Source organism: Flavobacterium sp. PL12, from assembly GCF_039123485.1.
In the GTDB taxonomy this organism is placed as follows: Bacteria; Bacteroidota; Bacteroidia; order Flavobacteriales; family Flavobacteriaceae; genus Flavobacterium; species Flavobacterium weaverense.
The window spans coordinates 17,350-30,703 of the sequence record NZ_JBANDI010000010.1; the positions used below are offsets into that span (position 1 = coordinate 17,350).

A 13,354-nucleotide genomic window follows, 5' to 3' on the forward strand; every position below is an offset into this window, starting at 1 on the left:
GGTTAATTTTTATGATCTTCAATTTTAAAATTTATTTTATACTCTGTAGGTTCTGCGTGAAAATTTGAATTATTTTCAAAAGATTCGTCATTAAAATTAAAGGGACTTTTTATAATATGTATCGTATTATCACCTACTATGGCAAGATCGTATTTTTCAACATTCATTTTACTAATGGCTGTTTCTTTTTCAGCTTTACTCAGAAAAAAATACCCGCCAGAATCTTTTTTAACTTCTAAAAAGCGCCATTCTGTATCGCCTTCTTTTTTATACTCTAGATCGTAATGTCTAGCATCTGTTTTATTAGAAACATGATTTACTAAGAACCCTTGCTTTAATAAAGAATTTTTCACTTTGTCTTCTTGCTTTTTTCCTGAAGCTGCTTTGTTTCTGACTCCTTTGGAGTTATATGAACCTCCTTTATAACCGGATCTTAAACCATTGGAAGAAGGAAAGGTGCCATTTGATAAAGCGCTTTCAACAATAATTAGTGCAGTATCTTCATGATCATTATTTTCATCAGGATCTCCATATTCTGCAGTTTTAGCCCTTGTTTGTTTATCGCATTCTAATTTTACCTCATTTTCAAACCCTTCAAAGTACATTAAACCGTAGAGTTTAGGATTATCGTGTTTGATGATTTTTTCCATATCCTCGATACTTTCACCATAGGAATACGCTTTCAATGTGGTTTTGTATTTGATACTCACATCAACTTCCTTTTCTATAACAAATTGTAAATTAATTTGAAATTTATCCTCAGTCCACTTTATGACTAAATCATTATATTTTGGTTCTAAAATTACAGTATTTTGATTTGCAAAATGAGCATATATACTATTGGATTCATTATCAAAATGAATTAAATTAGTAAAGAAAAGTTCTTTTTCATTTCTATCTGTGGATGCGGCACACTTTATCCATAGCAGCTGTTCAAAATGGTTTGAATAATCTTTGATGTAATTATTAAATTGTTGTTTATGCCAATTTTCTAGCGTTTTTAATTTGATTACATCCTCTAATTTTAGAGTCACATTAATAGACAACCATTTTAAGAATTTAACTCCGATTTCAGTTCCAAGATTAGAAAAATCAATGTTTTTGTAAAAGTTGGGCAATGGAACACCAAGATTGGTTGTAATTGAATTTATAAAATATAATTCGTTGTCACCATCAGCAACCTTGCCTGGAAAAACTTTTTTCCAGAAACTCAATTCTTCTTCGCTGATTCCTAACAATTTTTTTGCTTCTTCTAGTAAATATTCTTTTTCGTCTGATTGTAATATGTGGAATGTTTCCTTTACACCATCTTTAAATATGCGACGGTAAGTATTTTTAAGATCCGCAACTTTAAAGACTACACAAACGATTTCTGCTATTAGATCACAAAAAAGCGAAATGCTTTTTAATCCGTCAAGAGTACAATTTTCGGAATATTTGATAACTACTAAATTATCCTTAGGTATAAAATCGAATGTATCAAAATTGTGTACTTGCCCATCAGATAAAGTATAAGTAGCTTCTTTAACAACTTTGATTTTTAGTTCTTTAAGATTTCGAGCCGTATCTGTTTTAGCGTCTTTGTTCAATGCTTCTAATCGATAACTTAACCAGTAAGGTTTAAGGCGATTAATGTAATCATTTAACTCATTAGTAACCTCATGGTCTTTACCCACATTAAATTCAATGTCGGCAACAATATCTTTAATTAAGTTTACACCAAAAAACTTAGCTATTCTATTTTCACCCGTTCGTTTAGGCAAATTGATAAACCAATAGTTGTCTAGTATTTTTTGAGGAAGCAGTTTGTTATCGGAATAGTAAACGTTACTAGCAGGAATTAAACTATACTCTTTACCAACTCCTCCTTTTCTACAATAGTATTCAATATTTGTAAAATCGGGTTGATAGGATTCTAGTTTGGTTTGTTCATTGGCTCTAAAGTAGTCATAGAGTAATTTATAAAATGACTGACTATTTCCTTCAAATTGGCTTTGGTCATTTTGCAACACTTGATAGATTTGTTCCGGATCAAGATCGTTAAATGAGTTTTTTATATGAAGCAAGTCTATAATTTCCTCAATTATGTATTCTTTAATTTTTAAATCTGTAAAAAAAGTGTCCGTTGTATTTATTGATTTAAAAGTACTTATACCTGCGATCGGCATAGAGGCCACTACGTTTCTAGTTATTCCAGAAGTAACAATCTGAGATAAAAGGTATGATGGTTTATGTTGTATATCTGTTCTAACTGTGTTGTAGGTAGTATAAAATTGATCGGTACTAGTCCAACGAAGTTGTTCTAAAAACTGTTCGTCTTTAGCAATCCAGGCAATTAGTTTTTCTATAGAAAAAGCTTTGTTTTTTAATATTGCATCGAAACTTTTTATGGACTTTACAGCATAATTTTTATGTACATTAGTGCTTTGTCCTTTATGTAGTTTGAGTATAAAGTTAGAGTATTCGTCATGATCATGTCTTCCCAAACTTTTTTGAATTATTTCGAATCTAGTATATTGATTGACGTTGAGCCACTTAAAAAAGTTGATGATAACTTCCTCTTCACCGTTAATTTTAAAGAATTCATTGCTAGCTAAATAGTCATTGTTATCTTTTATGCCTTCAAATATTTTTTCGGTTGCTATTCCTGCTGTGTATTCTTTTCCAAAATACAATTCATCTGCATATTTTACAGCATGAGAACGAGAGAGCAACGGGATTTTTTCAATAGAAGATAGATTTCCTCTTCTGTTAGGGTTATCTTTAAAAATTGAAAACAAGGACAGCACCATTTGCTGAATAATATCCTGCTGATTGGTTGCTGTCTTTAAAGTTTTATTGGTTTCAGAAACAATCTGTAGAATAACTCCAATAATGTCATCCAAACCAATGTTGATAATGGGATCCAAAAAACGTTTCACCGCTCTAGCATCACCACTTTCATTTTCAAATTTTAAACCGGCAATTTCTTTACTAAAAGTTTGTCTTATTTTATTGTATAATTCTATCGAAATAAATTGAACGTGGTCTTTTATATAATCCGGAAACTCCAAATCGCTATCATCTGTATCTTTTGTAAAAACTCTAATGTTAGAGGATACAATAGTACCTTTGGTATTTAACAATAGTGGTAGTTGTAGTGCGTTACTGTGCAAACCGTTAAAACAACCCTCTTCGTTGATTGCTAAAATTCCTATCAATTCAATTCTTTGTTCTAGGTTTAGCGATGGGTTTAACTCTTGCACCAATTCAGAAAATGCTTCAGCAGAATATCGTTTAGCATTATTCATTTTTTCAAAAGACTTTTTCAGCAAATTCGGAAAATAATCCCCTAGATCATTTTCTTCTACCCATCTAGAAAAGGCTTCACCATGATAAACTACTTCTTCTTTAGTCACATATTTACCGTCTAACGTAGGGTAGCATCCATTGCTCTCCCTCTTTGCAATAACGTTCTCATAGAATGTTTTCAGTACTTTACGACCAGTAGGAAGTTTTGGAGTAAGAAACTGATATGCACGCCAATTGGTAGGGCTTGTTTTTAAATGTTTTTCTGCAATTTCTCCTAAAGCAGTTACAATTTCATTAAGTATAAAAGTATTTTGTGCATTATTGTTAATTTCTTTTCGATTATTGGTCAAGTCAAACGTAGCATGAATGATACAAGGTAAGGCTGTTGTTACATCAGTAGGAAAGTAATTGAAAAAAAATCCCTCCACTTCCCAATTGTCTTTCCAGGCTATAGCATACTTGAATTTTACTTTTTCATCGTAATGTTGCTCTGTTGATCTATAACAATTCCAGTTTGTCTCGTTAATATTGATTTCATGAGCAATGTCTAGCGTTTTGTTTAGATCTACTGTATTAATTCCGTCCTTAACCACTATTATTTTCTTGATATGTGGTAAAAATAGCAACGTCTCTTCTTTTATAGTAGCAATCTGTTCATCGATTGTAGCCATTTCTTCCTTACAATCTAAAACAACCTTGGTAACAAAATCACCTAGTTGCTCGGGTATTATTTCGGGGAAAGCCAAGGCGGCAACTGGCTTTTCGCCAACGGCTAGTTTCTTCGCTTCAATTTCTTTTTCAATACGCTCTTTTACTACATCTTTTACAGCTATAAATTTGTCGTAGTACTGCTCAGAATAATTTTTTGAAAAACGAAAACTCACCTCCTTGGTTAGAATACTTACCTGATGCACCCAGTTAAGAATAGATCGAAAACCCAAACCTTTGTTTCCAATAAATTCTACTTTGTTTTTGCTAGAAAGTCCTGTGTACATCAAAGATTCTATTCCTTCTAGACTAAAGGCTGTACCATTGTTTGCAATGCTAAGCACCTTGTTTGTAGTATCCAGCTCTATGTAGATGCAATCACTTTGGGCATCATCGGCATTTTGCATCAATTCCAAAATTTGACGACCGTTGTAATCGGCAACGGTTTGGTTTTCTTGCCCATAACCAGATAACATAATCGACGGATTATCTGTATAGGTTTTGGTATAAATATCAATTAGTTTTACTATTCCTTTTGTGGTTAATTGGCTCATGGATCAGTTTTCTTGATTAAAACGGTTTTCAAAATGTACCCAAGCTTTTTTGTAATCTTCTACTCGGTCGCACTTAGTAAAAGGCGCATAATAAGTTACTTTGTCGCCCCTATATAATTCTGATTTGGTAATGGTGTATTTATACGTTTCGCCAGCGGGCAGCTCTTTAATTTTGTCCCATTCTCCGCGGTCAAGGCCAACGCCTACGAGGCCTTTACTACAAGTAAAAACAATATTTCCTTTGGTGTCATACCAAGTATCGTCTTCGTTCTGTTGCAATACAGGGAACTGAATATTGTACATCAAGATGAGTTCTTCTAGGTTAAGGTTAAGCGCCATGGCCGTAATTACATCTATTTCTACCAATGCCATTCTTCTTTCAAAATAATTGCGCAAAGGAGTATCCCAAGTCCAAGTTGGATCAAGCGAGTCAAAATCTTTTAAACGATTGTCTTCTATAGACCAAACTTCTTGAGTGAATGCTTGATGAAAACTTTCGTCCCAAAGTGGTTTGTAATATTTGTTTAAACAATTGAGTTGTAAAACACGAGCGAATAATGCAGGCTTGTATTTATCTGAAATTCCAAGTGGTAAACCTTGAATTCTACTATCTGTTAAGTTTGATGTTCCAATAGTTTTTATATAAAAATCATAAATTAAAGAACTCGTTAATCCTGTAAATTCTACCAATAATTCTTTAGTTAAAAGAGTTACTGATATTAATCCAAAAATATGAGTAGTATTTGGAGGGATTATTGCTCCTGACAAAGTTCTTTCTCCTGCTTGGTTTAGCATTTTTCGAAAAGCTACTTTGTAATAGTCTAACCAATTATCATACGAACCATCTTTTTGGTGAAATCCTTTGATAGTTGAAGCATAGCCAGCAGTAACATTTAATGGAGTGTAATTTGTACGAGCTGTATGCTCCTCATCTATTTTGTTAAAATCGATAATGTCATAATCAGCTTTTTCTACACAAATGCTTCTGGGGGTTTTGTACATTGGGTTCCCCACAAAAATATGTGGTCCTGAATACACCATTTCAAATGTTGCAATGTTTGGGTATTTTGTATTTCTTTCTATAAAACCTGCCGTTACATCATTTGTTTCGTGCCACCCTTCCGAAATTTTAGTATCAAAATCAGATATTGAAGTTGAAAATTCACCAATTTTATGAATAATAGTAACTATTTCTTTGGCGTGTATTGATACTAATTTTACTCCTTGCCAGTTGTCAGTATTTTCAAAAGTTTTGGCTAAAGTCTTTAGCACTTCGTCGTTAATTAAAACTTTTCTAGAAGGATGCGCTTTTATATTCCATTCAAAATTTTTGGTAGATTCATTTTTTACTTTCAATCCATTACAAGGCTCATTATTTATTAAATCAATAAAGCAACCATCAACAGTAGACGGATGAAAAATATTATTTATAGAATCAAAATGAACCTTACCGCTTGTTCCAGCATAAATATGAATACCATATTTTTCTCTATGCGCTACTTCTGCAAAGAGATTAAATGCGTTTTGAAACTGAAAATGATATTTCAATCTTTGATATATTTCTTTTCTTAATTCAGCACCATTAGGGTCGTCATACACGCCTTCGGGATGGATTAATCCTAAATATCCTTTAGGATTAATCCAATGTAAACCGTTTTCTAATACACATTTGTACAAATTGGTTTGTTGCCCTTTCAATAATGGATAATTTTGGTAAGCATTTAGAAAAACAGCAGTGGCTTCATTCTCTATGTTTTCAGCAAAATAAGAGTTCTTTTGACTAGCTATCTCTAAGAATGCGGCTTGCAATTTTTTTACTTGTGGCGCTGATGTTTTGCGTATCTCTATTTCAGGAAAAACTTCAGACATTAGTCCTTTTTCTTCAAAAGTAACTTTCAACCAAGGTGGGTTCCCCACGGCGATATCAAAACCATTGCGTTCACGAAAAACCTCTATAAATTCTAGTTCGTAATGAAAGAATTTATATTGTTCAGCATATTTGCTTACTAAAATGGCTCTTTCGTTTACAAATAATGAAGACGAGGATTGCTTTAAGGCATCGATCAATTGCTTGGCGATTGCTCTTTTGTCTTTGCGGTAATCACGTGCTGCATTTTCATCAGCTGCTTGTACCAAATGGATATCATCGAGATCGATGTTCAAAATTTGAACTAGGTCGTTATACCATTCTGCTCTTGTTGGTAAATCTTTGGCATCACGCAGATCCCAAAACCATAGGCTGCACCAGTAATCCATAAGCTGTTTTAGCTTATGGTAAGGTGCATTGGGTTTTAGCCTGTTTTCGGCAAAAGCCTGTTTTTGTTCATATGAATACGATTGAAAATCAATAGTGAGTGCTTCCTGCTCGTTTCCAAAAAAATCAGAATTAGCTCGGGTTATGAGACCAATGTTATTTTGAATTTCATAATGTTCTAATAATAAGGCATCAACAGCATTGGCTATTTTTTGTAGTTGCTCAAACTCTTCTTTGCGTAATGGTTCACAAAAGTTTTTTCGCCATTCGGTTACGCGTTTGGCTTCGGCTGTATAGGATTCTTTAATCAATTTGATCCCTCCAGAAGATGCCATACCTGGATCTGGTAGTAAAAAATGGTATATTTCGTCGGTAGCTCTTAGTATTTTTTCTTTTCCAAATTTTAAATGTTTTGGTGCTGTGTTCCACCATTCTTTTTTTATAAAACTTTTGGTTCCTTTGGCTTCAAACGAAAACTCTTTGTATTTAAACACCTTGAGCCATGATCCTACTACTGCATTTCCTACCCCTAATCGGTACCCAAAGAAAGGCGTTTGCATGTCTTTATGTATCACATTAAGCCATAGGGAAAGTTTTCCTAATTCTACCGCAGTAGGGTTAAGATCGACTCCATACACATTGTTTAGTGCGATGTATGCTTTTATTTTCTGTAATTCTTCTTGGTATTTATTGGGATCAACCTGTTTTTTTAACGCCTGCTGGCGGTAGGTAAGGTAGGCTTTTGCCAATTGATTTATTACCTCATTATGAAAAGCTGCTGCTCCCATGGCTGGCTCTAGAATTTTTAGATCTAGCAAGTCCAAGGCTTTCATTTCGCCTTTATCTAAACGTTCCAAAATGGGTTTGAGTGTGTATTTTACCGTTGTTTGGGTAAGTACCTCTGGCGTATAATACGAGGCCGATTTTTGGCGGTCACGACCACTCAAACGGTAAATAAAAGTGCCTTTGGGGATCACCTTTAACTCTTCGGAAGCATCTGCTTTTTCGGTATGGAAAACCTCGTTATGATCAAAATCGTCTAAACGGAATCGAGGTACCAAAAAAGAGCCATCGGTGCGCACCACTTGATCTGAATTTTCGTTTTTCTTTCTTTTTCGGTGCACTTCGATATAATCCGTTTCGGCCAAAAAGCCACGGAAAGCCAATAAACTTTCATAGACAGAGCCTAACTGGTTGATGCCTAGATTAGCATAGGATATGCGCCCACGATTTTTTTTATTTTGCTTTTTAGAAAGCGATAATTGACAAATTACGTCTTGCCAAACCTTATTTCTAATTTTAACTTGATTGAGGTAATGCAAGTTTTCGGGAGCAAACATAGGAGAGTCCAAATGTCTAATTTTAAAACTCTTGTTAACGCCGTCATGCTCTCTGTAACCACGGTTCAACAAATCAAACAATTGAAAAAGTGATTGATGAAAGAAATAGCCATTAAGACTAGATTCGGTAACCAAAGGTACTTGTTCTAAATCACGCAACATTTCTAATGAATATCCGTGCTCATAAACTTCGTCGTTGGCGGGTAAAATATCCAAATCTTCTCTAGATTCAGCATAAAACAAGAATAACAAACGATAGACCATGTTCAGGCAGTCGTCTTTCAATTTGGTAGCATCTATATCTTCCTGTTTTAGTCCTTGCGCTGTCCACGCATATACGACCTCATTTGCCAAGCATTCAACAGCATGAATCACACCTTCTTTTAAATCTTGGGTAACTTCGTAAGCGGCTTTGTGTGCATCTTCTTCTAGTTGCTCCATAAAAACCATATCGGCAGTAGGAGCGAGCAGGCTTTTGCCTAGCAAGAGGTAGAAAACAGTATAATAATCTTTGTTTATCGCTGCATCATCAAATAAGGCTTCTAGATCTAATTGCAAGTAAGACCCTCTAAACCATTTTTCAGATTCTAATAAAAAATATTGATTACCAGCGCAAAGTAGGATATATTTTGGTCGATTATTCTCGGGCATCAAGAACAATTGATTTATTGCTTCGTTGATAATCATTGGAGAAATACTGGTACCATCAGGCACCGAAAAAATATCTGCCCATTGTGCACGATGGTATTTTTGTTCTTTTGAAAATTTATCCTCTACGTCGCTATTTATATTATATGATTGTTCAAAAAGACCGTCTGGTTCTTCATCAGCCGTTTTAATCATAGCATGCATTTCCATTACCATTAAATGTGGCTTCTCACCACTGTAGAGAATATGGCGGACTGGTATGAATGATTTTTCATTTATGTAAAAAGGTTTTTTGTACTTATCTTTCGTTGCGTCATATTTTAAAGCATTTAATACTTTAGTATGAAACTCATGAGACAAGTTGATCTTATCTTTAGTTCGCAAGTGATTTTCTATAAACCTTTGTTTAAGTTTAAAATATTCCGGTTTTAGTTGGCCAATTGTTTTATTAAACTCTTTGATTGCCTCAACGCTAAAACCTGATTTGTCAACTACTTTTTTGCTAAAGTTGTCGTCAAAATAATTGGCAGTAAAATAATCGCCTATATTGTTAATGAAATGAATCATTTGTATTTTTTTTAGTTGTTGTAAAAAACGGCTACTACTTTTAAAAATGGATCTCCATTTAAGCTGGTCAAATCTTTAAAATATTGACTAGAATTATTGAGAATAGTTTCCATTTGATATTCTTTGTCCTTCTTTCTTTTCTTAATAAAACCTGTTTCTACAGCATCTGCAAACTCCAATTGTATTTGATGCTCTTTACTATGTTTCCAGTTCTTGAGTTTTTCTTCATAAACAGCCATTTTTTTCTCCATGTCCAATTGGAGCTTTTGTTGCTCTTGATCCATGTGAAGCTGATGTGCAAAATCAATAGCTTGTGGTAGAATGGTTTGTAATAGAACCAATTCCGAGTCTGGAATTTCTAGAGTGTATTGATTATCGATTAATTGGTATTCTTTTACAAAATCTTCAAAAGCGATGGGTCTGCCTTGCAAACCACCGTTCATCAACATTGGGATCACAAAAAAGTCAGACAAAATAGACTGCCCCAGATTGTTGGCCACGATGCCTTGAATCAGGAAAAAAGCGGTGTTTGGAGCAATTTGAGACAATTTGGCTACTAATGCCACATCTTTATCTACAGAGGCTTCCAATTGTGTCATTAAATATTTGATCACAGGATGCAGTTCATATAGCATCTGAAACTTTGCCCATTCGCCTTTTTTCTTTCGAGCTTCTTCAATAGATTTTTGTACGTCGTCTTTATCCAGAGATAGTTGGTATATTCCTTCTTTTTTTACTGGTTTTGCTTCGGCAGGCAAATCATATAGAATTCGATTGAGCTCTTTAGTATTTTTTACTTCTAATAAATTACCTTCAAAGATAGCATCATCAAACTTTAAATATTTATCGGTTTTCAGTTGTTCTATAAGGGCAGAATAATAAGACTTATCATTTTCAAACAAGGAATTCATTTCGGCAACAGGCTGCGCAACTTGCAACTTTGTTGTAGCATCGCTAAACAAGGCATCAAATAAATCGTCTGTTAATTCCTGAACCGCTGGATTGTCTAATAAATTAATATTTCCGGTAGCAATAGTTTTTATAACCAAACTTTCCTCGGAAGTAGCATCATAAAGTTTGTAGACAGAAGCAGCATCTCCCAAGGATTGATAAACCGTCTCTTCTTTTTCTTTTAGTTTATTAACGATATGTAAATCATCTTTCAGTCCCTCAAGGTCAGATTTTGCAATGATGTAATGGATGTATGGGGTTTTGGTTTGGCCGTAACGATCAATACGCCCATTTCTTTGTTCTAATGTTATCAACGACCAAGGAATGTCGTAATTGAACATGTGATTACAAAAATAGTGTAAGTTAACCCCTTGTGAACCTGCATCAGAAGTTAGTAAAATACGATAATTAGAATCAGCCTTACCAAAATCTTCAATAATGCGCTGTTGCTCCATATCTGTTAACGAGCCATGAAAATCAGCAATAACTTCGTTATCCAATTTAAAATCTTCTTTTAGCTTATGACGCAATGATTTTAGTGTCTCAATACGCTCTGCAAAGACCACAATTCGAAAATCATTTTTTCTACCATTCCATTTCAATTTAATTAATTCATCACGGAAAGCGGTATATTTTGTATCTAGTCGTAAGCTAATAATGGTTTCTAATTGCTCTTTAAGATTTTCTAATACGTCTAAATTTTGTTCTACTATTTCTTCCCGTACTTCAATATCTTTTACTTTTTGAATACGGTTCTTTATTGTACTCAAGGCCGCCTCCGGAGATGACATATAGGACTTAAAAAGACCGATGGCAAAAAGCAAATCTTTCTTTTTACCCTTTTTTGTTTTTTTACCAAAGAGATCTTCTGTTAAATCCTCCGTGTTTAGTCCTCCTAAAGCGGTGAATTTAATTTTTTGCTGAATAAATAAGAAATCATTTTCTGCATCAGACAAGTCTGCATGAATAGATCGAATCTCTCGTTCCTGGAAATTTGAACGGACCACTTCATCGGCGATATCGTTTTTAAATCTTCGAACATAGTACGGTTCAATATCTTCTTTAAAATAATTTTGTTCATCCTTAATGGCCAATGGTTCAATCATATTGATAAGATTGGCAAAGTTTTGTTTTTTACCATTGTGCGGCGTAGCGGAGGTTAAAATAAGGGATTCACATTTGGTACTAAGCAGTTGCGCTAAGCTACCGCGAAGGGATCCAGAATTAGAAACGGTATGGCATTCATCAATAACAATAATATCCCATTTCGTTTTTTCTATATAATGCTGAAACTTGGCATTATTTTTTAAAGTGTCAATAGATACAATAGTCTTGTCATAATAATCAAAAGGATTTTTATTGGCAGGGAGATCTGATTTAATTTTAGAAATTCCGTCCGAATCCAATCGTACTAAAGGGATAGCAAAACGGTTCCAAATTTCTTGTTGAAATTGCGCTAAAATAGATTTAAGCGCCAATACCATAATTCGTTTTCCTTTACCACGCTTAATCATTTCTGCCAGAAAAATACCTACTTCAACTGTTTTACCTAAACCTACACCATCAGCAATTAATAATCTAGGTCTTGGTAAATCAAAAGCTTTCAAGGTTGGTTCTAATTGATATTCCGCTAGGTTAAAAGCTGCCTTGTGCGCAATTGTAATTTGCTTACTGTAAACAGAGGAATTGCGAATTTGGTTTTCTACAAACAGTTTTGTCTTACGGTATCCATAATCAATATCGGCAACTAATTTAGTCTTACTTGGATCTAGTACGCGTATGTTTTTATCAATATTAGTATCGAAAATAAATCGTTTCCCTTTTACTAGTTCAGAAATACCTTCTACTTTTAGTATCCAATTACCATTATTTTCTGTACTATCGTTTATTATAAAATCTTCATCACGAGTGGTGATGCGTTGGCCTGGTGTAAAATTCATTAAATAAAATTATTTTATTTTCCGTGATTCAATTTTGAAAGCAGTTTCATAAAGGAGATTTTAGTTTAGAGAAGATCTTTTTATCTCCAAAAAAACTTGTTTAAATCTTAAATTTACTCGCTTACAAGTAATTAATAAATATATTTTTTACTGGAATATATGTGATAAAAGCATCAACTTATATTATCAGTAAGTATCTTTTAGTTCAATGTAAATTTATACGTTTTTATAAGAATAACTATTTTAATTTATGAACAGCTGGATCCATAATAAGTACCTCTGTGGAAATGTTGAAAATGATACATTTTCAAAAATAAAATTTTTAAAAGGAATTACTTTACGGTTTTCCGCATTTTGGTATTTTTAAATGGGAATATTCTATTTATGTCTTGATAGCAATTGATTCTGTTTGGCGCAATTTGTTTCATAAAACGTAAAATAGCACCTATTTTTCTTAATTTCCTATACCCACTTTTAGTGATATTGAATTAATGATGTGTAAAGAGTTTTAAAAGTTCCAATGAATTTTATGTTTTGATCATTTGCATTTGACGTATTGTAAAAACTTGTTTATCTAAACTATATATCCTTAAGGGCTAGATTTTTGCATTGATCATATTACCAGGGAAATCAACCGATGTTATATATATCGTTTTAATGTTGCCTCGAGCATTTCAATCATTTTATTTTTGAGACTAACCGGCTCCAAAACTTTTACCTCTTGACCCATGGAGAGTAATTCCATTATAAAATCGTAGGTTGGGCTCAAGAATAGTTCGATAATACACTCTTTTTCGTTTTCCGAAACGATTTCTTGAGAATGGTGTAATGGAAGTGATTTTATGTAATCGGCCTGACCGTGTGAAAGCCAAAGCTTAATTTTTTCGGGTTTTGTCCCGTCAAAACAGCTTGATTGTGGGGGTAATGTGGGGACATTATCAAAATAAAAAACCCTAACTTACTGATTAACAGTTGCTAGGGTTTTAATTAAGCGGAGAAAGAGGGATTCGAACCCCCGGACCTGTTACAGTCAACAGTTTTCAAGACTGCCGCATTCGACCGCTCTGCCATTTCTCCAGTCTATCGCTTTCATTATCTGAT

The 13,354-nt window shown here is 33.8% G+C and carries 3 protein-coding genes, 1 tRNA gene and 1 pseudogene; all 5 read right to left on the minus strand.

Features of this window, described 5'->3' with window-relative positions:
- Positions 1-2: 2 nt before the first annotated feature.
- Positions 3-4,553 carry a hypothetical protein gene (locus RCH19_RS06385; protein ID WP_343022523.1) on the minus strand — a complete coding sequence of 1,517 codons (4,551 nt, stop codon included), beginning with the start codon at positions 4,551-4,553 and terminating at the stop codon, positions 3-5.
- Between the two features lie 3 nt (positions 4,554-4,556).
- A complete protein-coding gene (locus RCH19_RS06390; RefSeq protein ID WP_343022524.1) occupies positions 4,557-9,362 on the minus strand; it encodes a hypothetical protein in 4,806 nt (1,601 codons plus the stop codon).
- An 11-nt stretch (positions 9,363-9,373) separates the two neighbouring features.
- Positions 9,374-12,253: a helicase-related protein gene (locus RCH19_RS06395; RefSeq protein WP_343022525.1), complete on the minus strand. Its 2,880-nt coding sequence runs from the start codon at positions 12,251-12,253 to the stop codon at positions 9,374-9,376.
- Between the two features lie 640 nt (positions 12,254-12,893).
- Positions 12,894-13,148: pseudogene (locus RCH19_RS06400) on the minus strand (WYL domain-containing protein); the annotation flags it as partial.
- A 97-nt stretch (positions 13,149-13,245) separates the two neighbouring features.
- A tRNA-Ser gene (locus RCH19_RS06405) sits at positions 13,246-13,330 on the minus strand.
- Positions 13,331-13,354: the final 24 nt, after the last annotated feature.